This is a genomic window from Enhydrobacter aerosaccus, assembly GCF_900167455.1.
Lineage (GTDB): Bacteria > Pseudomonadota > Alphaproteobacteria > Reyranellales > Reyranellaceae > Reyranella > Reyranella aerosaccus.
Genome location: NZ_FUWJ01000001.1, coordinates 58,626 through 80,330 on the forward strand (window position 1 = coordinate 58,626; position 21,705 = coordinate 80,330).

The 21,705-nt window shown below is 65.6% G+C and carries 21 protein-coding genes; 14 read left to right on the forward strand and 7 right to left on the reverse strand.

Annotation, left to right across the window (positions count from 1 at the left end; all coding sequences use genetic code 11):
* The first annotated feature begins 2 nt into the window (after positions 1-2).
* From B5D62_RS00275 to B5D62_RS00295, 5 genes are all read left to right on the forward strand, one after another.
* On the forward strand, positions 3-1,085 hold the full coding sequence (locus tag B5D62_RS00275) for an ABC transporter ATP-binding protein (RefSeq protein WP_085931832.1): 1,083 nt from the start codon (positions 3-5) through the stop codon (positions 1,083-1,085).
* A complete protein-coding gene (locus B5D62_RS00280; RefSeq protein WP_085931834.1) occupies positions 1,085-1,987 on the forward strand; it encodes a carbohydrate ABC transporter permease in 903 nt (300 codons plus the stop codon). Before B5D62_RS00275 ends, B5D62_RS00280 begins: the two co-directional genes overlap by 1 nt.
* Positions 1,987-2,793 (forward strand): carbohydrate ABC transporter permease, encoded by an 807-nt coding sequence (locus tag B5D62_RS00285; protein WP_085931835.1) that lies wholly within the window; start codon positions 1,987-1,989, stop codon positions 2,791-2,793. The genes B5D62_RS00280 and B5D62_RS00285 overlap by 1 nt, the downstream gene beginning before the upstream one ends.
* Before the next feature lie 12 nt (positions 2,794-2,805).
* Complete coding sequence (locus B5D62_RS00290) at positions 2,806-3,132, forward strand: DUF2160 family membrane protein (RefSeq protein WP_085931836.1); 327 nt, start codon at positions 2,806-2,808, stop codon at positions 3,130-3,132.
* Between the two features lie 71 nt (positions 3,133-3,203).
* Positions 3,204-4,970, forward strand: coding sequence for an ABC transporter substrate-binding protein (locus B5D62_RS00295; protein WP_139373677.1), 1,767 nt, complete (start codon positions 3,204-3,206; stop codon positions 4,968-4,970).
* A 380-nt stretch (positions 4,971-5,350) separates the two neighbouring features.
* Here the strand turns inward: B5D62_RS00295 and B5D62_RS00300 are convergent, their stop codons facing one another.
* Genes B5D62_RS00300 through B5D62_RS00315 form a run of 4 tightly spaced genes read right to left on the reverse strand, consistent with a single transcriptional unit; the run spans position 5,351 to position 8,794 of the window.
* The gene (locus B5D62_RS00300) at positions 5,351-6,118 is read right to left on the reverse strand and encodes an ABC transporter permease (RefSeq protein WP_085931838.1); all 768 of its coding nucleotides are present in this window, start codon (positions 6,116-6,118) and stop codon (positions 5,351-5,353) included.
* The gene (locus B5D62_RS00305) at positions 6,115-6,930 is read right to left on the reverse strand and encodes an ABC transporter permease (protein ID WP_085931839.1); all 816 of its coding nucleotides are present in this window, start codon (positions 6,928-6,930) and stop codon (positions 6,115-6,117) included. The genes B5D62_RS00300 and B5D62_RS00305 overlap by 4 nt, the downstream gene beginning before the upstream one ends.
* Entirely contained in the window at positions 6,930-7,697 is a 768-nt protein-coding gene (locus B5D62_RS00310; RefSeq protein WP_085931840.1) for an ABC transporter ATP-binding protein, read from the reverse strand. The genes B5D62_RS00305 and B5D62_RS00310 overlap by 1 nt, the downstream gene beginning before the upstream one ends.
* A complete protein-coding gene (locus B5D62_RS00315; RefSeq protein ID WP_170920716.1) occupies positions 7,694-8,794 on the reverse strand; it encodes an ABC transporter substrate-binding protein in 1,101 nt (366 codons plus the stop codon). The genes B5D62_RS00310 and B5D62_RS00315 overlap by 4 nt, the downstream gene beginning before the upstream one ends.
* A 98-nt stretch (positions 8,795-8,892) precedes the next feature.
* Here B5D62_RS00315 and B5D62_RS00320 point away from each other — a divergent pair, with 98 nt between their 5' ends.
* From B5D62_RS00320 to B5D62_RS00330, 3 genes are all read left to right on the forward strand, one after another.
* A complete protein-coding gene (locus B5D62_RS00320; RefSeq protein ID WP_085931842.1) occupies positions 8,893-10,326 on the forward strand; it encodes an FAD/NAD(P)-binding protein in 1,434 nt (477 codons plus the stop codon).
* A gap of 9 nt (positions 10,327-10,335) precedes the next feature.
* Positions 10,336-11,586: an aromatic ring-hydroxylating oxygenase subunit alpha gene (locus B5D62_RS00325; RefSeq protein ID WP_085931843.1), complete on the forward strand. Its 1,251-nt coding sequence runs from the start codon at positions 10,336-10,338 to the stop codon at positions 11,584-11,586.
* A 176-nt stretch (positions 11,587-11,762) separates the two neighbouring features.
* Entirely contained in the window at positions 11,763-12,521 is a 759-nt protein-coding gene (locus B5D62_RS00330) for an SDR family NAD(P)-dependent oxidoreductase (protein WP_085931844.1), read from the forward strand.
* A 58-nt stretch (positions 12,522-12,579) separates the two neighbouring features.
* Here the strand turns inward: B5D62_RS00330 and B5D62_RS00335 are convergent, their stop codons facing one another.
* Positions 12,580-13,338: an SDR family NAD(P)-dependent oxidoreductase gene (locus tag B5D62_RS00335; protein ID WP_085931845.1), complete on the reverse strand. Its 759-nt coding sequence runs from the start codon at positions 13,336-13,338 to the stop codon at positions 12,580-12,582.
* Between the two features lie 123 nt (positions 13,339-13,461).
* Between B5D62_RS00335 and pxpA the strand changes: the two genes are divergently transcribed.
* From pxpA to B5D62_RS00360, 5 genes are all read left to right on the forward strand, one after another.
* Positions 13,462-14,193: a 5-oxoprolinase subunit PxpA gene (gene pxpA, locus B5D62_RS00340; RefSeq protein WP_085931846.1), complete on the forward strand. Its 732-nt coding sequence runs from the start codon at positions 13,462-13,464 to the stop codon at positions 14,191-14,193.
* A 41-nt stretch (positions 14,194-14,234) separates the two neighbouring features.
* Complete coding sequence (locus tag B5D62_RS00345; RefSeq protein ID WP_085931847.1) at positions 14,235-15,104, forward strand: 5-oxoprolinase subunit B family protein; 870 nt, start codon at positions 14,235-14,237, stop codon at positions 15,102-15,104.
* A 9-nt stretch (positions 15,105-15,113) separates the two neighbouring features.
* Positions 15,114-16,082, forward strand: a complete 969-nt coding sequence (locus B5D62_RS00350) for a 5-oxoprolinase subunit C family protein (protein WP_085931848.1) — start codon at positions 15,114-15,116, stop codon at positions 16,080-16,082.
* 37 nt (positions 16,083-16,119) lie between these two features.
* Positions 16,120-16,338, forward strand: a complete 219-nt coding sequence (locus tag B5D62_RS00355; RefSeq protein WP_085931849.1) for a biotin/lipoyl-containing protein — start codon at positions 16,120-16,122, stop codon at positions 16,336-16,338.
* 90 nt (positions 16,339-16,428) lie between these two features.
* The gene (locus B5D62_RS00360; RefSeq protein WP_170920717.1) at positions 16,429-17,820 is read left to right on the forward strand and encodes an aminotransferase family protein; all 1,392 of its coding nucleotides are present in this window, start codon (positions 16,429-16,431) and stop codon (positions 17,818-17,820) included.
* A gap of 20 nt (positions 17,821-17,840) precedes the next feature.
* Here B5D62_RS00360 and B5D62_RS00365 read toward each other — a convergent pair whose 3' ends face one another.
* Together B5D62_RS00365 and B5D62_RS00370 are read right to left on the reverse strand one after the other, a co-directional pair.
* Positions 17,841-18,545, reverse strand: coding sequence for a GntR family transcriptional regulator (locus B5D62_RS00365; protein ID WP_085931851.1), 705 nt, complete (start codon positions 18,543-18,545; stop codon positions 17,841-17,843).
* A gap of 73 nt (positions 18,546-18,618) precedes the next feature.
* Positions 18,619-20,679 (reverse strand): hydantoinase/oxoprolinase family protein, encoded by a 2,061-nt coding sequence (locus B5D62_RS00370; protein ID WP_085931852.1) that lies wholly within the window; start codon positions 20,677-20,679, stop codon positions 18,619-18,621.
* A gap of 95 nt (positions 20,680-20,774) precedes the next feature.
* On the opposite strand from B5D62_RS00370, the gene B5D62_RS00375 reads away from it, so the two are divergent.
* Positions 20,775-21,683: a DMT family transporter gene (locus B5D62_RS00375; RefSeq protein ID WP_085931853.1), complete on the forward strand. Its 909-nt coding sequence runs from the start codon at positions 20,775-20,777 to the stop codon at positions 21,681-21,683.
* Positions 21,684-21,705: the final 22 nt, after the last annotated feature.

The following is a 21,705-nucleotide window of genomic DNA, read 5'->3' on the forward strand; positions in this document are numbered from 1 at the left end:
CCATGGCCCGGATCGACCTGGTCGAGCTTGCGCATTCCTACCACGGCACCGGGGTCGATCCGGCGAATTTCGCCCTGAAGCCGACCTCGATGACCTGGCGTCAGGGCGGTGCCTACGCGCTGCTCGGGCCGTCGGGCTGCGGCAAGACCACCTTGCTCAACATCATCTCGGGGATTGTGAAACCGTCGCGCGGCACGGTGCTGTTCGACGGCCGCGATGTCATGCCGCTCACCACGCAGCAGCGCAACATTGCCCAGGTTTTCCAGTTCCCGGTGATCTACGACACCATGACGGTGGGCGAGAACCTCGCCTTTCCGCTCAGGAACCGCCGCATGCCGAGCGCCGAGATCGAGGCGCGCGTGAGGCAGATCGCCGAGCTGCTCGACCTCGTGCCGCATCTCGGCCGCAAGGCGAGCCGGCTGACCGCCGACGCCAAGCAGAAGATCTCGCTCGGCCGCGGCCTGGTCCGTGCCGACGTCGCGGCGGTCCTGTTCGACGAGCCACTCACCGTGATCGACCCCGCGCTCAAATGGGAGCTGCGCTCCAAGCTGAAAGTGCTGCACCGCGACCTCGATCTGACGATGATCTATGTCACCCACGACCAGACCGAGGCGCTGACCTTCGCCGACACCGTCGTGGTAATGCACGAAGGGAGCGTGGTGCAGACCGGTACGCCGGAAGAGCTGTTCTTGCGCCCCGACCACACCTTCGTGGGTTACTTTATCGGCTCGCCGGGCATGAACGTTCTGCCGGCGGAGGTGCAGGGACGGCAGGCGCGCATTGCCGGCCACGTGGTGCAGCTCGAGAGAAGCTATTGCGGGCTGCCGATCGGTGCGCGCTTGGAGATCGGCATCCGCCCGGAGTTCGTGCGGCTCGCACCGCCCAGTCCCGGCCTGCTCGGTGCCAAGGTCGAGCGCATCGACGATCTCGGCCGTAGTCGGTTCGCACATGTCCGGGTGGGCGACCTCAGGATCGCTGCCCGCGTACCGCGCGGCCTGTCGATCGAACCCGAGATGGCGCTCGCGTTCGAGCCGGCGCAGATCCACGTCTATGCCGATCAGCGGCGCGTCGAGGGAGCGGCGTGATGGAGAAGATCCCCAACCAGAAGGCCTGGTTCCTGGTCCTGCCGGTGTTCGCGATCGTCGCTTTCTCGGCGGTCATCCCGCTGATGACCGTGGTGAACTATTCGGTGCAGGACACTTTCGGCAACAACAAGTTCTTCTGGAACGGCGTCGGCTGGTACCAGGAACTGCTCGATCCCGGGACCGAGCTCGGCGGCCGCTTCTTCGCCTCGCTGTGGCGCAACCTCGCCTTCTCCGGGATCGTGCTCGCGATCGAGATTCCGCTCGGCATCGTGATCGCGCTCGCCATGCCGCGCGAGGGCTGGGGCGTCGCCTTCTCGCTGGTCGTACTGGCGTTGCCGCTGCTCATCCCATGGAACGTCGTCGGCACGATCTGGCAGATCTTCGGTCGATCCGACATCGGGCTGATGGGCTGGGCAGTCAATCGCCTGGGCTTCGACTACAACTACGTCGCCAACCCGATCGATGCCTGGCTCACCATCATCGTCATGGACGTCTGGCACTGGTCGAGCCTGGTGGCGCTGCTCTGCTATGCCGGCCTGAAGTCTATCCCCGATGCGTACTACCAGGCGGCGAGCATCGACGGCGCGTCGCGCTGGGCGGTGTTCAAGGCGATCCAGCTGCCCAAGATGCGGCACGTGCTGGTGATCGCCGCCCTGCTGCGGTTCATGGACTCGTTCATGATCTACACTGAGCCGTTCGTCGTCACCGGCGGCGGCCCCGGCAACTCCACCACATTCATCTCGATCGAGCTGGTGAAGCTGGCCCTCGGCCAATTCGATCTCGGCAAGGCCGCGGCCATGTCGCTGGTCTACATGTTGATCATCATCATCGTCTGCTGGGTTTTCTTCACCGTCATGACCAACGCAGGTCAGGAGCGCCGCGGGGCGGGAGGCGAGCCATGATGTACACGCTCCCCGGAAGACGGGCGGTGCTCGGCCTGTTCCTCGTCTTCCTGCTGCTGCCGATCTACTGGCTCGTCAACATGAGCTTCAAAACCAACGTCGAGATCACCTCGACCATGTCGCTATGGCCGCAGCATCCGACGCTCGACAACTACCGCGTCATCTTCACCGACCCCAGCTGGTACTCGGGCTACATCAATTCGCTCACCTACGTGGTTCTGAACACACTCCTGTCGATCAGCTTCGCGCTGCCGGCGGCCTATGCCTTCTCGCGCTATCGCTTCCTCGGCGACAAGCATCTGTTCTTCTGGCTCCTGTCCAACCGCATGGCGCCGGCCGCGGTATTCGCGCTGCCGTTCTTCAACCTCTATTCGGCGATCGGCCTGTTCGACACGCCGTGGGCGGTGGCGCTGGCCCATTGCCTGTTCAACATTCCGCTGGCGGTCTGGATCTTGGAAGGCTTCATCTCGGGAGTGCCGCGTGAGATCGACGAGACCGCCTTCCTCGACGGCTACTCCTTCCTACGCTTCTTCCTCAAGATCCTGATGCCGCTGATCGCGGCCGGCATCGGCGTCGCCGCCTTCTTCTGCTTCATGTTCTCGTGGGTCGAGCTTCTGCTCGCCCGCACGCTCACCTCTGTCAACGCCAAACCGATCGCCGCTACCATGACGCGCACGGTGTCGGCCGCCGGCATGGACTGGGGCGTGCTGGCGGCGGCCGGCGTGCTCACCATCGTGCCGGGCGCGATCGTGATCTGGTACGTCCGCAACTACATCGCGCGCGGCTTCGCGCTCGGCCGGGTCTGAAGGGAGGCGGGTATGGAAGGTATCGCCTGGATGGCCTGGACGCCAGTCACCGCCGCGCTCTTCGTCGCGGTGGCCCTTGCGCTCGGCGCCATGAGCTGGTTCGCGCTCGCCCGACCGCAACCTGAGCGGGTGGGCATCCTGGGCATTGCCACGACGCGCGGCGACCGGCTGTTCCTGTCGCTGGTGCTCGCGGCCGTCATTCATCTCGCCTGGATTGGACTGATCGGCACGGCGCCGATCGCCGCGCTGCCGATCGGCGAGGGCATTGAGATATCGAGCCTGTGGCTCGCTACCGCTATTTCGTTGGTCGCTGCTGTGGTCGTATTTCGCGTCGTTTGAGGCCTACGAGATCAAGACAGAGCTGGGACAACCGGCCGGGCTATGCACTCGCGCTCCATATGGAGGAAACCATGAGACGCAACAGAGTCAAGGTCCGACTGTCGACGATGGCGAGCGCCCTCGCGATGGCGGCGTGTTTGGGGGCGATTGGCGCCCCGGCGTACGCCGACGAGGCGGCCGCCAAGCGTTGGATCGACACCGAGTTCCAGCCTTCTACGCTCAGCAAGGATGAGCAGATGAAGGAGATGCAATGGTTCATCAATGCCGCCAAGCCGTTTGTTGGCATGGACATCAGCGTGGTGTCTGAGACCATTACCACGCATGAGTACGAATCCAAGGTGCTGGCCAAGGCGTTCACCGAGATTACCGGCATCAAGGTGAAGCACGACATCATCCAGGAGGGTGACGTCGTCGAGAAGATCCAGACCCAGATGCAGTCGGGCAAGAACATTTACGACGGCTGGATCAACGATTCGGACTTCATCGGCACGCATCCGCGCTATAATCAGACCGTCAACCTGACGGACTGGATGAATGGTGAGGGCAAGGACGTTACCTCGCCGACCCTCGACGTCGACGACTTCATCGGCAAGTCGTTCGGCACCTGGATCGACGGCAAGCTGTTCCAGTTGCCCGATCAGCAGTTCGCCAACCTCTACTGGTTCCGTTACGACTGGTTCACCAATCCAGACTACAAGGCCAGGTTCAAGGCCAAGTACGGCTACGATCTCGGCGTGCCGGTGAACTGGTCGGCGTATGAGGACATCGCCGAGTTCTTCACCAACGACATCAAGGAGATCGACGGCGTCAAAGTCTATGGCCACATGGACTACGGCAAGAAGGATCCATCGCTCGGTTGGCGCTTCACCGATGCCTGGCTGTCGATGGCCGGCAACGGTGACAAGGGCATCCCCAACGGCAAACCGGTCGACGAGTGGGGCATCCGCATGGAAGGCTGTCGTCCGGTCGGCTCGTCCGTCGAGCGTGGCGGCGACGTCAACGGGCCGGCCGCAGTCTACGCCGTCACCAAGTACGTCGACTGGCTGAACAAGTATGCCCCGCCCAACGCCCGTGGCATGACCTTCTCCGAGTCCGGACCGGTCCCGGCCCAGGGCGCCGTCGCGCAGCAGATCTTCTGGTACACCGCCTTCACCGCCGACATGGTGAAACCCGGCCTGCCGGTGGTGAACGCCGACGGCACCCCCAAGTGGCGCATGGCGCCGTCGCCGCATGGACCATATTGGAAGGAGGGCATGAAGCTTGGCTACCAGGATGCAGGGTCGCTCACGCTCCTGAAGTCGACGCCCGTCGACCGGCGCAAGGCGGCGTGGCTCTACATGCAGTTCATCGTCTCCAAGACGACCTCGCTGAAGAAGAGCCATGTCGGCCTGACCTTCATCCGCGAAAGCGACATCTGGGACAAGAGCTTCACCGAGCGGGCGCCCAAGCTCGGCGGCCTGATCGAGTTCTACCGCTCGCCGGCGCGCGTGCAGTGGACCCCGACCGGCGTCAACGTGCCCGACTATCCCAAGCTCGCGCAGCTCTGGTGGCAGAACATCGGCGATGCCTCATCCGGGGCCAAGACGCCGCAGCAGGCGATGGACGCTCTCGCGGCGGCGCAGGACTCCGTCCTCGAACGCCTCGAGAAGTCGGGCGTGCAGGGCGCCTGCGGGCCCAAGCTCAATCCCAAGCAGACGGCCGACTATTGGTTCGCCAAGGCCGAGAAGGATGGCACCATCGCCCCGCAGCGCAAGCTCGCCAATGAGAAGCCCAAGGGCGAGACAATCGACTACGACACGTTGATCAAGTCGTGGCCGGCAACGCCACCCAAGCGGTAGGCAGCACCAAGGTCCCCGTCAAATTCCTCTCCCCCCGCTCGGGGGAGAGGCAGGAGAGAGGGGACAGATCAGAACGGCCGTGGCGGTCCCCAAAGCGCCAGGGTCGTGCCCAGCGAGACCATGGCCTCGCAGGCTCTATAGAAGTCGAGGAAGTTGGGCAGCCACACGTCGACGGCCGACCCTCATCGAGCACCGCCACGTCATAGAGGGCGAAGGCATCGGCTAAGGTCGGCTCGCAGACCTCGGCCTCGCCCTCCGAGGCGAACCGGACCGGTCGCGGGTCGAACGTCCGCGCTCGCCGCAGGGCCGCGCCAGGCGCGGACGTTGCAGGCGCCCCAGGCGCCGAAACCCACGAGTGCCTTTTATGCAGGCGTCACTCGCTAGAGGACGCAGCTGTCGTAGAAGCGCATGACCAGCCATTCGAGGGCGACGAAGGCGGCGAACAGCAGGATGCCGACGCCGCACAGCAGGACGATCGCGGCCAGCAGCAGCGCCGTCTCGAAGTTGTTGGCCGAGAACAGGATGATGTAGCCGAGGCCTATCTGCGCGGTGATGAACTCGCCCAGCACGACGCCGATCACGGCGAAGGTGACGCCGATGCGCAGGCCGCTGAAGATGTGCGGCAGTGCGAACGGCAGGCGCACGGCGAGCAGGCTGCGCCAGCGCGACATGCCGAGCGACCGGCACAGCCGCTCGTAGTTGTCCGGCGCGGCGTCGAGGCCGGTGATGGTGGCGACCAGCACCGGGAAGAAGGCGATGAAGACGGAGAACAGGATGTTCGCCGTCATGCCGGTGCCGAACCAGATCAGGAACACCGGCGCCAGCGCCACCTTGGGAATGAGCTGGAAGAAGACGATGGTGGGATAGATCGCCTGCATGGCGGTGCGCGACAGCGTCACTGCGATGCCGAGCAGGATGCCGGAGGCGGCAGCCAGCAGGATGCCGGCAAGCGCGCCGGTGAGGGTGGGTACGGCCTGTTCGAGCAGGATGCCGAACGAGCGTTGTAGCGTGTCCCATACCAGGGTGGGAGCGGGCAGGAGGCGCGGGCTGACCAGGCCCGACCGGCTCATGGTCTCCCACAGGCCGATCAGCAGGAGCGCCGTCGCCAGCGGCGGCACGGTGCGCCGGAGGGTGAGGCTGTTGCTCAATCGCCCCGCCACCGCCGCACGGCCAGCTCGCCCAGATGCACGAGGCCGAAGCTCGCCAGCCCGACCAGGCACAGCACCAAGATGGCGGCCAGGATCACGTCGGTCTGCAGCAATGCCGCGCTCTTCAGGATGAAGAAGCCGAGCCCTTCCGAGGAGGAGATGAACTCGGCGACGACGACGCCGATCACCGACAGGGTGATGCCGATCTTGAGGCCGGAGAAGAGGTAGGGCATCGAGGCCGGAAAGCGGACCAGCCAGAAGGTCCGCCATGGCGTCGCGGTGAGGGCGCGGCAGAGCCGGACCAGCGAGCCGTCCGTCGATTCGAGCCCGGCCAGCATCGCCATGAAGATCGGGAAGAAGGCGATGAAGGTCGCGATCGTCAGTCGCGACGGCCAGCCGATCCCCGCCCACACGATGAAGAGCGGCGTCCAGGCGATCTTCGGGACCAGCTGGATCACGATCACCAGCGGATAGATGGCATCGCGCAGCAGGCGGTTGACGGTCAGCAGGGAGGCGAGGCCGATGCCCAGCACGGCGGCGATGCAGAAGCCCGCCAGCGTGTCGCGCGTGGTCGGAACCGCCTGCCGGCAGATCTCGGAGAAGTTGGCCGCCAGCGCGCTGGCGATATCGGACGGCGCCGGCAGGATCACCTTCGGATAGCCGCCGATATCGACCGCCACCTGCCACAGCAGCAGCACGGCGGCGGCGAAGCCGATCGGCAGCGCCGCCGAACGCAGGCGGTCGAGAGTCACGAGGCGCAGGCGGACCGGTGCCCGCGCCGCCGTCGCCGTCACGGTGTCGATCACCGTCATCAGTGCGAGATCCGGTTGCGCAGATGGGCGCAGATGCGATTGAACTCCGCCGTCTCGCCGATCTCCAGCGTGCGCGGCCGGTCGAACGGAATGGCGACATCCTCGACCACCCGCCCGGGGCGCGGACTCATCACCAGCACGCGGTCGGACAGGAACACGGCCTCGCGGATGCTGTGGGTCACGAACAGCGCCGTGCGCCGATGGTCGTGCCACATCTTCATCAGCACGAGGTTCATCTCGTCGCGCGTGATGGCATCGAGGGCGCTGAAGGGTTCGTCCATCAGCAGCAGGTCGGGCTCGTAGACGAGGGCCCGGCAGATCGCCACGCGCTGCCGCATGCCGCCCGACAGCTGGCGCGGCTTGTGGTCGTGGAAGCCGGCGAGTCCGACCTGGTCGAGGAGCTGCGCGGCTCGGCCTTCGAACGGGGCGACCGGCCGGTTCATCGCCCGGAAGGGAAACAGCACGTTCTCGAGTGCCGATTTCCACGGCAGCAGGGTCGGGTCCTGGAACATGATGCCGGTCTCGGCGCGTGGCGCCGCCATCGGCTGGCCAGCGACGTTGATCGTGCCGGTGCTGGGCGTGTCGAGGCCGGCCACCATCATCAGCAGGGTGCTCTTGCCACAGCCCGACGGGCCGAGCAGGGTCACGAACTCGCCGGCCTTCACCGAGAACGACGTGGCCGTCACCGCATCGACCTGCTGGCGGCTGCCCGGGTTGTAGGTCTTCGCCACCCGGTCGATCACGACGTAGTCGGAGGCGGCGGTCATCCGAGCGCGTATTTGGCGGTCGACGCCTTCACCGTCTTCCATTCGTCGGCGCTGAGCTGCAGCTTGCCGACGAACTCGTTGGTGAACAGCGAGGCCGGATCGGGCTTCTTGTCGCCGGCCGCGGCGGAGGTGGCGAACACGACATCGGTCATCTTCGCGTAGATGGCCGGATCGGCCCAGCCGATGCCCTTGTCCATCGCCTCCTTGGTGACGTAGTTCGCCGACCAGACGCCCATGCCGATGGCAAGCTGTTCCTTGGCGGTCGAGGCGAGCTTCATCTCCGGCACTTCCTTGAACAGGATCTCGATCGTCTCGTCGGGATGCAGCAGGGCGAACTTCACGCCTTCGGCAAGGCCGGCCGTCATGTCGGCGCACAGCGCCTTCTCCTTGGCGTAGAAGGCGTTCGTGGTCGTGAGCGAGTGCGCATAGAAGGGCAGGCCGTAGTTCTTGTAGAGGAACACGCGCGGATTGACCTTCGAGGCGATCAGCTTCGGCAGCGCGCTGGCGACGAAGCAGGTGATGGCGTCGCACTGCTTCTCGATCAGCGCGACCTCGCGCACCTTGCTGTCGAGCGCGATCGACTGGATGTCGCCCATGGTGAGCCCGACATTTTTGAGGAACAGCGGCAGGAAGGGATATTCGCCCGAGGTCAGTGTCGAGCCGACCTTCTTGCCCTTGAGCTGTTCCGGCTTGGCGATGTCCGATTCGGGACGGACCGCGATGCCCATGGTGGTGTCGTAGTTGAAGCAGCCGAGCGAGAGCAGCGGCAGTCCCTTCAGCGCCTGTTGGATCGAATTGGGCGCGGCGGGAATGCCGAACTCGTACTGGCCCTGGGCGATCGCCTGCGTAGCGGCGGCTGAGCCGCTGCCTTTCTCGATCGTGACGTCGATGCCCGACTTGGTCCAGAATTGCTTCGCCGCGTACGACCAGATGTTGGCGCCTTCGGGCAGCCAGCCGAGCGTATATTTTACACTTATTTTTCTCTGAGCATGGACGCGCTTGGGCGTGAACCCGCCGATGGTCGCCACTGCGCTCGCCGAAGCGGCCGCCACCAGCGACCGCCGCGTCAGTGCGTTTGCCTTCGCGCCCTTGCCCATGATTGCCTCCGTCCGGTCGACAGCAGCAAACTCGCAACATGCATGCCAAGGATCTCCAGTTGCCGCCGGTGGCATAGCGATTGCTGAGCTGAGATGACATGCATGTCCCCGAAGGGCTGCCGGCGCTCGAAGCTCGGATTCGGCGCGATCTCGAGCTGATTGCCCATCCGCGCCTCGACTGGATGACGCCTCGCTTTCATGGCGGCGTTCCGGCGCTCGATGTGCTGATCGTCGGTGCCGGCCAGTCCGGCCTCACCATCGCCTTCGCGCTGCGGCGCGAGCGGGTGCGCAATGTCCTGATTGTCGACCGCGCGCCGGCCGGCAAGGAAGGACCGTGGATCACCTTCGCGCGCATGGCGACGCTGCGCAGCCCCAAGGACTACAGCGGGCCCGATCTCGGCATCCCCAGCCTCACCTTCCAGGCCTGGTACGAAGCGCAGTACGGCGGCCAGGCCTTTGCTGACATGGGGCTGATCCCGCGCGAGATGTGGCACGCCTATCTCATGTGGTACCGGAACCTCCTCGACTTTCCGGTCCGCAACGATGTCGAGGTCGTCACTGCCGGACCGGGCACGCTCGACGATGGGGGCCGATGCCTGCTCGTCACGCTCTCGACGGGTGAAGTGCTGGCAACGCGCAAGCTGGTGCTCGCCACTGGGCAGGACGGCGGCGGCGAATGGTGGATGCCGGATTTCGTGGACGCCCTGCCGGCCGGCTATCGCGCCCATACCTGCGATCGCGATATCGACTTCGAACGGCTGCGCGGCCGCACCGTCGCGGTGCTGGGCGCCGGCTCGTCGGCGATGGACAATGCCGCCGTGGCGCTGGAGCACGGCGCCGACGTCCACTTGTTCTGCCGCCGCGCGCAGCCCTCGACGGTGCAGCGCTATCGCTGGCTCACCTTCGCCGGCTTTCTCAGGCACATCGGCGACATGCCGGATGCGTGGCGCTGGCGCATGATCGGCACCATCCTGCGCGCCCGCGAGGGCTTCCCGATCGATACGTACCGGCGCGTGATGGCGCATGCCGACTTCACCATGCATGTGGGCCGCGCCTGGACCGGCGCGCGCATCGAGGACGGGCGTGTCCATATAGAAACCGAGCGCGGACCGTTCATGGCGGACTTTGTGATCTGCGGCACCGGCATCCGCCAAGACCTGACCAAGCGGAAGGAACTGGCCGGCTTTGCCGACAAGATCGCGCTCTGGGGCGATCGCTATACGCCGCCGCCGGGTGAGGAGGATGCGGCGCTGGCGGCCTTCCCCTATCTGGGGCCGGACTATGCCTTCCTCGAGAAGCGCCCCGGCGAGGCGCCGTGGCTCGCCGATGTCCATATGTTCAGCATCGCTTCGACGATGAGCTTCGGCCCGTCGGGCAGCAGCATCAACGCGATCACCTCGGCCGTTCCCAAACTGGTGGCCGGCCTGACACGCGGCCTGTTCGCCGCCGACCTGGAGCGGCACTGGGCCTCGCTGCAAGCCTATGACGTCGAGCAGTTCCAGCTCGACTGGGACCGCGTCGCCGCGGATTGAGGAGGGAATATGGATACGTACACACCGAGCCGGACCCGACACGCCGTCACCCGGACGCCGGAGGTCGAGGGCCTGCTGGAGCAGATCGACCGCCTGGATGAAAAGACGGCGCAGGAGAAGATGCTGCCCGCCGGCTGCTATACCTCACCGGCGTTCTTCGCCTTCGAGCAGGCGGAGGTCTTCAGCCGCACCTGGATTTGCGTCGGGCGCGTCGAACAGGTGGCGCAGCCTGGAGATTGCCTGGCGACCGAAGTCGCGAGTGAACCGGTGCTGGTCGTGCGCGGCGACGATGGCGACATCCGCGCCCTGAGCGCGATCTGTCGGCATCGCGGCGAGGTCATCCCATGCGCCGAGGCGGGCAAGAAGGTGCTGCGCTGCCCGCTGCATTACTGGACCTATGATTTCCAGGGCCGTCTCGTCGGCGCGCCGCGCATGGGCGATGCCGAGGCGGTCCAGCGGCTGCGCCAGGCCGTGCGTCTGCCGTCGCTGCGGCTGGAACTCTGGCACGGCTTCATCTTCGTCAATCTCGACGAGAAGGCCGCGCCGCTGGCGCCGAGCCTCGCCAAGCTCGAGCCGCTGTGGGCGGGCTACGAGGCCACCGGCCTCAAGGCGATGCCGCCGGTGATGAGCGACACGCCGCTGCCGTGGAACTGGAAGGTGCATGTCGAGAACTTCACCGACGCCTATCACACCGAGTATGTGCATATCGGCACGCACGATTTCGCGCCGAGCGTGCTCGGCGATGACGGCGTGCGCTACATGGACATGAAGCCCGGCGACAACGCGATCGTGCGCAGCGTGCCGATGCGCAAGCCCGGCGGCGGCATGAACAGCGGCGGCTGGAGCGAGGACTCGGCGTTCCCGGCGATCGCCACGCTGCCGCCCGAGCAGCGCGAACGCATCACCTTCGCGATGCTGCCGCCCAGCCTCCTGCTGATGATGGCGCCGGGAACGATCGCCTATACGCTGATCCGGCCGGCCGGTGCGGAGGCCACACTGGCGGGCAGCGACCGCGTGACCTATGGCGGCTGGCTGCTGCCGCAGAGCACGCTCGATCTGCCGGACCTGATGGAACGCTGCGCCGCCGTCAGCGCGGGCGGTTCGAAGATCTGGGCCCAGGACGTGCCGATGAATCGCGGCATGCAGGCTTCGAAGCATTCGCGGTTCTCGCCCGACGGCATCTACGGTCCGCTGGAAACGACCCTGCCGCAGTTCAACTTGTGGCTGCTGGAGACCTATCGCCGTGCCATGGCCGGCTGACCGCTCCCGCCGTCCCGCGCCTGTCCCGGGGGGCCGGGACAGGTCGGATACCGATAAGACAAGGCTTTCGAGCGTCGTGTCCCGCCCGTCCCCAGTGTCCGAATGCGCCGGGCGGGCCGGTCCTCGAATGAACTTTTCCGTTCCTGCTGCCTGGATACCGAAATTGGAGTGGATGTATGACAAAGCCGCAAGGTGCACTTCGTAACCGCATTGCCGTGATTACCGGCGCGGCTGGAGGTATCGGCAGTGCCGTGGCCCGCGCCTATGCGGAGCAGGGAGGGCGCCTTGCGCTCGTCGACCGGTCAGTCGAACTGCTGGCCCCCATACAGGAAGAACTCGCGCGAGGCGGGCATGAGGTCCTTCCCATTGCGGTGGACCTGCGCGACGAGGCCTCGGTCCAGTCGGCTTTCAGGAAGATCCGGGAGCAGCTCGGCGAGCCGGATATCCTGGTCAACAATGCCGGCATCGACACCACCAGCCGCCTGGTCGATATGCCGACGCAGATGTGGGACGAGATGATGGCCGTCAACCTGCGCAGCGTCTTCCTGACGACGCGGGAGGTGCTGCCGGGCATGATCGCCAGAAAGTGGGGCCGGATTATCAACACCGCCTCGCAGCTCGGGCACAAGGGCGCGGCCGACATGGTCCACTACTGTGCTGCCAAGGCCGGCGTCATTGGGTTCACGCGCGCCCTGGCCTATGAGGTCGCCGCCAGCGGCGTCACCGTGAATGCGGTCTGCCCTGGGCCGATCGATACGCCATTATTGCAGGCGCTACCGCAGGCCTGGCTCGACAAGAAGCGCGCCGAACTGCCCATCGGCCGCTTCGGTCGGGTCGAGGAAGTGGCCCCTGCCTTTGTTCTGCTCGCTTCAGAGCAGGGCTCCTACTTCATCGGCAGCACGGTCAACATGAATGGCGGCGACTATATGATCTGAGTGGACGACGATGGCCGTCCTGGGCATCTGCTGCGCCGTCTGCCTGGAGGGGGTCTGCTCAATACCGGCCCACCAGCAGACCGCCGTCGACGACAACCGTCTGTCCCGTCATGTAACGGGCCTTGGTCGAGGCGAGGAAGACGATGACATCGGCGATATCTTCCGGTTCGCCCAGTCGGCCCATCGGGATGAAGGAAGCGGCGGCCTCCGCACCCTCCGGCCCCAGCGAATGTTCTTTCGACAGAAGTTGCGCCGTCCGGATGTAGCCAGGTGCCACGGCGTTGACCCGAACACCGCTGCGCGCCAGTTCGACGGCGAGACCGCGGACGAGCCCGACAACACCGGCCTTTGCCGCCGAATAATGCACGTGCTCGTCCCAACCATAGGCCACGCCCATGATCGAGGAGAGCGCCACGATGGCGCCGGATCGGCGGGCGCACATTCCGGATAGCGCCGGTCTCACGACGTGGAAGATTCCCTTGAGGTCGACGTTGAACGTGTGATCCCAAGCTTCGTCCGTCAGGGCGGGGAGCGGGACGCGATGGGCGATGCCGGCATTGGCGACGACGACATCGATACGGCCGAGACGTGCCTCGGTCTCCGCCACGACGGTTGTGGCCTGGGCCGCGTCGGTGACGTCGAGGTGGCGGAAGTCCGCGGCGCCGCCCCTGGCACGGATCGCCTCGACAACCGCCTGGCCTTCCGAGTCCAACACGTCGGTGACGACGACGTGGTGATCGGCATCGGCGAACGCCATTGCGGTTGCCCGTCCGATGCCGATGCCGCCGCCTGTGATGAGAACGATTTTTTTCGCCATGGCGGAAATCCAGCAACCGTCGTGCCAGCTGCATGCAGCGGCGTCACGAGGCGGCAATGGCCTTGATCTTGCATCGTATCGGCCTGCTATCTTCGACGATCTTTGTCGACGTGCGAGGTCGCCATGACGTGGGACATCAATTGCGACATGGGTGAGGCGTTCAGCCTCTACAAAATGGGCGACGACGAAGGCATCATGCCCTTCATTACCGTTGCCAATGTCGCCTGTGGTTTTCATGCGGCGGATCCCATGGTCATGCGTCAGACCGTGGCGATGGCCAAGCGCTTCGGTGTCAAGGTCGGCGCCCATCCGTCACTGCCGGACCGCGAGGGCTTCGGTCGACGCGAGATGAAGATGCGACCGGAAGAGATCACGAACACGGTGATCTACCAGGTGGGGGCGCTTAAGGGCTTCCTCGATGCCGAAGGCCTTGCACTCAATCACATCAAGCCGCACGGATCGCTGTACGGCATGGCCGCCAAGGATGCAGCCGTCGCGGCTGCCATAGCCGATGCGGCTGCCGTCTTCGGCGTGCCCCTCTACGGCATGAGCGGCACGCAGCACGAGGCCGTCTATCCTGCGCGCGGACTGCCCTTCGTCGGCGAATTCTATGCGGATCTGGATTATGGCCCGGACGGATTCCTGGTCATCACCCGTGAACATGCGGCGGTGGACCCGCAGGACGCGGCACGCCGGGTCCTGCGGGCGCTCCACGAAGGCAAGGTGACGGCGCTCGACGGGCACGACGTGCCGGTGCGCGCTCAGTCGGTCTGCGTTCATTCCGATACGCCGGGATCGCTGGCAGTCGCCAAGGCGGTGTTCGAGGCGTTGCAGCCGGCCAAGGCCGCGGACTAGGCGCGCCGTCACATAGAGCGCAAACAAGCGGGGAAGCACACGTGATCTACGACAAACCCGTCTTCAAGCCGGGCGGCGACCGTTATCTGCTGATCGAACTGGGCGACGAGCTGAACCTGGCGCTGAACTTCACCGCGAACGGACTGGCCGACGCGATTGCCCAGGCCGGCATGAAGGCGGTGGTCGAGACCGCTCCCTGCTTCGCGTCGCTGCTGGTGCACTACGATCCCGACCTGATCGGCTTCGCCGATCTGAAACGGGAGATGGCCTCGCTGATCGCAGCGCTCGGTCCGTCGGACGACATCGAGCTGCCCAGCCGACTATTCTACTTTCCGACCTGCTATCTCGATCCCTGGACCAAGGCCTGCGTCGAGGACTATTCGGCCAAGATCACGCCCAAGAAATGGGATGCCGAGTACGTTGCCGAGATCAACGGGCTGAGCGGTCCGGCCCAGCTGGTCCGGGTCCATTCGGGCAGCGAATACTGGGTTGCCTCGCTGGGTTTCTGGCCCGGCCTGCCGTTCCTGATGCCCCTCGATCCGCGCTCGCGGCTGACGGCACCGAAGTACAATCCGCCGCGCACCTGGACGCCGCAGGGTACGATTGGCATGGGCGGCGCGGCATCGGCGATCTACCCGGTGGCGACGCCGGGCGGCTACCAGATCTTCGCGCGCACTCCGGTGCCGATCTGGGACACCAAGAGACGGTTCCCCGAATTCGAGAACTCGATCTGCCTGTTCAGGCCCGGCGATCGCATCAAGTTCGTGCCTTGCTCGGTCGAGGAGTTCAACGAGATCGAGGCCGAGGTTTCCGCCGGCACCTATACCTACAACGTCGTCGGCTATCAGAAATTCTCCGTGCGCCAGTACAACGAGTGGCTGGTGACGATCGACGCCGGCAAGCGGCTTTAGGAGCGCCTCATGATCGATGTGATCACGCCGGGCCTCGAAACGTCGGTACAGGATTATCCGGGCCGCATTGGCTTCTGGAACCAGGGATTTCCGCCTTCCGGGCCGTTCGATGCCTGGTCGTTCCGCCTCGCCAACCTGCTGGTCGGCAATCCCGTCGGTGCCGCCGGGCTCGAGTGTCAGTATATCGGGCCGACATTGCGCTTCGGCGAGGCGACCGTGATCGCCATCACCGGCGCCGATATGGCGGCGACGCTCGACGGCACGCCAGTCCTGCTGTGGCAGAGCGTTGCGGTGACAGCGGGGCAGGTCCTGAAGATGGGGCCGGCGAAGGCTGGGACGCGAGCCTACATCGCCATTGCCGGTGGCATCGATACCGTGCCGTGGCTGGGATCGCGGTCGACATTCCATAAAGCGGGTGTGGGTGGATTGGACGGCAGTGCCCTGAAGAAGGATTCACGCATCCCCGTTGCCTACACCTCCGGGACGCCCGGACGAAGCGTCAAACCGGACTGCAGGCCAGTGTTCTCGACCGACAAGCGCTGGGAGATCGAGGTCGTGCCAGGGCCCGACGACGACTGGATCGACGCGGCCGGGCAGGAGCGGTTCCTGGGCAGCGACTGGAAGTTGTCGGGCAAGAGCGATCGCACGGGGTTCAGGCTCGACGGGCCGCAATGGACCTTCACCGCCAAGGCCTACGACAAGTTGCCGGAAAACGGTTCGGAGCCGTCCAACATCATCGACCACGGCTATCCCCTCGGGGCCATCAACCTCGCCGGACAGACTCCCATCATTCTGGTCAGCGACGGACCCAGCATGGGCGGCTTCATCAATCCCTACACCGTGCCGTCGGCCGCCTTCTGGAAACTCGGCCAATCGCGGCCCGGCGACATCTATCGCTTCAAGGCGGTTTCGGTCGAGGAAGCCCAGGCCCTGCGGCGTCGGCAGGATGCGATCTGCAGCATGGACAGTCTCGCATGAGGGACTCGCGCCCCATCGACGGAACGAGAGGAAGGACATGAGCGAACGGATCGAGACCCAGGTTCCCGGGAACATGTGGAAGGTGATGGTGAAGAAGGGCGACGCCGTGAAGGCGGGGGATGTCCTCTTCATCATGGAAGTCATGAAGACGGAAGTGCCGCATGTCGCCGGGATCGATGGCACCGTCACCGAGGTCAGGGTGAGCGAAGGCGAGGAAGGGCTCGAAGCGGGGATCGTCGCGGTCGTCATTTCCTGACGGATGTGATCACATGAGGCTCTGTGTGATTGACAATGCAGCATGCCGGCGACACGATGGCACTCCCATCGTCGATCGCGGGCGTATGTTATGGATGTAGAAAATACGCTGACAAATGCCGGGTCCGGGTCTTTGCTGATCGGCTTCAGCAATCTCAGGCGCGCGCGCGGCGAACGGCCTCTTGTGATCACAAAGGGGCGTGGCGTTTTCATCGCTGATGAGGACGGGCGGGAAATCCTCGATGCCTCGTCCTCTTTCTACTGCGCCGCCCTCGGCTACAGCGACACCAGGCTGGTGGAAGCGGCCCGACGGCAGCTGGGCCAGTTGCCGTTCTACACCACCGGCATGCATCGCACGGTCGACGTCGCCTTGGAGCTTGCGGAGAAGCTGAAGCCGCTGGTACCGATCGCCGACGCGCATGTCGCCATCTACTGCACCGGGTCAGAGGCAGTGGATTTCGCGCTGAAGTTCATGCGCTATCGCAACGTGGCGCGCGGCGAGCCGCAGCGACGCAAGGTCATCTCGCGCTGGGGCAGCTATCATGGCGGGACGATCGCCTCTGCCGCCTTGGGCGGCGGACGCGACGTTCACGATGCCTTTGCCCTGCCGATGGACGACTTCCTGTTCGTCAGCCAGCCCAACTGGCCGGCGGGGGCGGAGCCTGGAGAAAGTGAAGCCCAGTATGTCGGCAGGCTCATCGCCGAGCTCGAGCAGACGATCGAGGCAGCGGGGCCGGAGACTGTCGCCGGATTCGTGGCGGAGCCGATCAGTTTCTCCTGCGGTTTCTTTCCTCCCCCGGCAGGATATTTCGCTGGCGTGCGCGAGGTGCTCGACCGTCATGGCATCCTTTACCTCGACGACGAGGTGATCTGCGGTTATGGCCGCACCGGTCATCTGTTCGCCGCCGAACCGCTGGGCCTGAAGCCCGACATGATGAGTCTGGCCAAGGGAATGACGAGCGGATACTTCCCAGTCTCGGCCACCATCATTAGCGGCGAACTGTACGACTGGCTGGAGCGGGGAAGCGAGCAGCGCGGCACCTTTGCCCATGCCACGACGGCATCGGGTCATCCCGTGGGCGCCGCCGTGGCCCTCGAGATGCTGCGCATCGTGAAGGAGGACCGGCTGCTGGAGCAGGTCCAGGCCCGCATTCCGTCGTTGCATCGCCATGTCCATGCCCTGGCCGATCATCCTCTGGTGGGAGCCGTTCGGGCGTTCGGCCTGGCCGGCGCCCTCACGCTGACGACCGCCAGGATCGGCGGCATCGGCGCGGGTTCGGCTGCCGGAGGCGTTGCCATGATGGGCGCGGTGGGCCGCATCCTCGGACGTGTCATGCTCGATCACGGGCTGATCGTGCGCATCACTGGGGACAACGCCGTCATCGCGCCCCCTCTGATCATTCAGGAGTCCGAGATCGACGAGCTGTTCCGCCGCCTGCGCGCAGCCCTCGATGACGCTGCGGCCGAACTGATGCGCGGCTGAACCGAACCGCCTCCGCGCCGTCAGACCCAGCCGAGCCGCTTGTAGATGAAACTCTGGAAGGTGCGAACATCGGCGGCCCGCAGATCGCGGGCGCGGTCGCCGTCGCGATCGCGGATGGCATCCGTGATCTGCTCCTGGAGCTGAAGGCTGAAGCGGAAGAACGGATCGTCGGCCGAGACGCGGCCACCGAAGGCCTGTGCGATATGCGGTGCGCAGCGCAGCCGTACGTTCGATATGTAGCCCATGAAAGGGCTCGAATGACTGGCTTTGGCCAGATGCATGGCCCATATGCCTGTGTCCTTGACGAAGGTGCGCGCATCGCCGTCACGGACGGCCTGCCACATCTCTGCGGTAACCTCGACCAGGCTGTCGATGTCCTCGGGCGTCGCGACTTCGGCCGCCAGTGCCGCGGCGTCGCCCTCGATCAGCCAGCGGATCCGCCACAGTTCATCGATCTCGCGACGCCCGAGTTCGGGGACGACGATGGCGCGATTGGGTTGCAGTTCCAGGGCCTGCTCGGCCGCCAGCCGGCTCACCGCTTCGCGGACCGGCATGACGCTGGTGCCCAGACGCTCCGCCAGGGCCCGCAGCGTCAGGGCCGTACCGGGCAGGAAGTCGCCTCTCAGCAGCGCCGCCCGAAGCTCATGATGCGCACGCTGGGTCAGGGTCGCCGCGGAGGACTTGCGGGCGGAATCGATACGGCGAAGCGACTTGGCGGCGATCATGATCGGTGGCGAATCTGCGGATGACGGCGCTTGTTACTGGATTCGCACACAATCGGCAATTCGGGGAGCTCCTCTATCGACCTGGTTCGATAAGCAGGCTGCCGGAGGCCAGCTTGCGCGCGGTAGCCCCCGGATCGACGACGATCGTCGTGAAGGGGGATTCGACGATTGCCGGACCCGCGATTGACTGCCCGTCGACGAGGGTGCCGAAATCGTACAGGGAAGCGTCGACGAAGCCATGGCCGAAGTAGGCCCGCCGCGTTGCCGGCAGCCCGCCGTTCCGGGGACTTCCGGCAAGGCTGAAACCCGACGCCGCGCTCAACCGGCAGGCGGCCCGCACGGTCCAACCGACGATCTCGACGGGCGATTGCGGGTCGCGGATGGCGAACACCGACTCATGCGTGGCATGGAAGAGCTCAACGAACCGCTCGATATCGGCCTGGTCCTCGAAGCGCTCGACGCCGAGGGGCACTTCGATCTCCCATACCTGATTGGCATAACGGGCCTCGACGGCGCACTCGATGCGCCCTTCGCCCAGCCCCGCGCTCGCGATGAATTGCCGGCCACGCTCCACCAGATTCCCAAGCACGTCGTTGGCGGCGGCGAAGTCGAATGCCTCGGTAGTGACGAATCGCGTCGCCCGATAGAGCTGCGTCAGCTCCGACATCAAGGCGCCCGCGGCACTCAAGGCCGCGCCCAGCGACGGCACCAGCACCGCCCGGCTGCCCAGCCGGCGGCCGATCATGGTGGAGTTGAGGCCGGCGGCGCCGCCGCCTGCGATCAGAACCGCGGTCGCGGGATCGATGCCCTGGTTGACCGTGATATCGAGGATCGCCTGCACCATGTTCTCGGTCGCGACGGCGATCACCGAGGCCGCTGCCTGCTCGACGGAAAGGCCGAGTGGCCGCGCCACGGCGCCTTCCACCGCAGCATGGGCCGCCTTCGCATCGAGCCGGATCGCGCCGCCGAGGAAGTGTGTCGGATCGAGATGCCCCAGCACCAACGCGCAGTCGGTGACGGTAGGGTCCGTACCGCCCTTGCCGTAGCAGGCGGGGCCGGGCATCGCGCCCGCGCTCCGCGGCCCGACCGTGAGCAGTCCGCCGCGATCGACGGCTGCGATCGAGCCGCCGCCGGCACCGATCGAGCGTACATCGACCGACGGAAAGCCGGTCATGTGGCCGACATAGGGCGTGCCGATCCAGGTCTCGCGGGTCCAGGGGATACGCCCGTCGCGCACCAGGCTGATGTCATAGGTGGTGCCGCCGGTATCGGCGACCACCGCCGTCGCTGCGCTTGTATCGGTGCCGACATAGTGATGGCCGGCGACGGGGGCCATTGCGGGGCCGGAGTTGATGAGATGGATCGGCGTCTCGGCGCCTTCCGCGGCGTCGATGACGCCGGCCTGGGAAGTGACCACGAAGACGCGGCCGCCGAAGCCGGCCTCGCGCAACCGCGCCTCGAGATCACGCATGTAACTGCTCATCAGCGGCTTCAGCGACGCGTCGATCGCCGCTGAAGAGGCCCGACGATACTCGCGGAGGCAGGGGTTCAGAGCATGGGAAAGGGTGAAGGGCATGCCGGGAAGGTATTGCTCGATCAATGCGCCGATGCGCCGTTCGTGCTCCGGGTTGACGATCGACCACAGCAGGCACACGGCGATCGCCTCGACTTTCATCGGCGGCAGTTTCAGCAGGATTTCGATCACGGCCGCCTCGTCGAGTGCGGTGATGACCGCTCTGTCCGGTCCGGTCCGTTCGGGAATCTCGAAGGTCAGGGACCGCGGAATATAGGGCTGCGGAAAGGGGACGGCGAAGTTGAAGACTTCGTTGCGGCCGCCCTCGCGCAGCACCAGCACATCCGGATGGCCCTGCGTGACCAGCAGGGCCGTGCGGGCGGTATTGCCGGTGATGATGGCGTTGATCGCCCGTGTCGTGCCATGGATGAACATGCTGCCGCGGGCGAGGAGGTCGGCGCGCGGCTCGCCCAGCGCATCGGCGGCGACCTGCAGGCTGTCGAGCACCCCCGCGATGGGATCGAGCGGCGTCGTCTGCGCCTTGAACATGCGCAGCCGCCCAGCGTCGTCCTCGATCACCAGATCCGTGAAGGTGCCCCCCGTATCGACTGCGAACCGCATACCTTGCCCCTTTTGTGATCACATCGATCGCAAGCCAGCTTACCATCGTCCTGGCTCGACCGTTGCAAGAGCCGTGCGACGGGGGAACCGAACCGATGCGTGCCTTGCCGATCGCCTATCTCGTCCTTGCCGCCGTCTCCTTCGGGGCCACTTTCTGCCTCAACAAGCTGGCGGCCGAAGGTGGCATTCCACCTCTTGCCTATGCGTTCTGGCAAACCGGACTGTCGGGTTTGCTGCTGCTGGTCATTGCGTTGGCGCGCGGTCATCGTGTGCCGCGCAATGCGAACGCGCTCAAGGTCTATGTGCTGGTCGGTGTTCTCGGCCTCGGCTTGCCGGCGGCGCTCCTGACCTTCGTGGCGCCGCACCTGCCGGCCGGGCTCGTCACCCTGGTCCTGGCGCTTTCGCCCCCGATCACGTTCCTGCTGGCCGTGGCCTTCCGCCTCCAGGCGTTCCTCTGGCTGGGCCTCGGTGGCGTCGCCCTGGGATTTGCCGGCATCCTGGTGCTGGTGGCGCCCGGCAGCACGGCGCTGCCGTCGTCGGAGGCGCTGGGTTGGTTCGCCCTGTGCCTCATTGCCCCCTGCCTGTATGCCACCGCCAATGTCTCCGCCGCGGTGTTCCAGCCGCCGAGCGCCGACTCCGTCGCCCTCGCCGCCGGGATCCTGCTGGGGGCCGCGGCAGGCCTGCTGCCGCTCGCGGCGCTCTCGGGCCAACTCGCCTGGATGCCGCACGGGGTGGGTGATGCGGAGATCGCGATCGGTCTCTCGATCTTCATCTATGCCGGTTTCACGTGGTTGTTCCTGGAGATCGTCCGCATGGCGGGGCCGACCTTCTTTGCGCAATTCAACTACCTCGCGATCGTCGCCGGGCTGGGGTGGGGCTGGATCATCTTCCTCGAACCCGTGCAGGCCACGACCATCCTGGCGCTCGTCCTGATGGTGCTGGGTATCGTGTTGCTCTCGGTGGCGAACAGCCGCCCAGCGCCGGCGCAGATGGGCACAAAATGAGCAGATGTGATCACATAGGGAG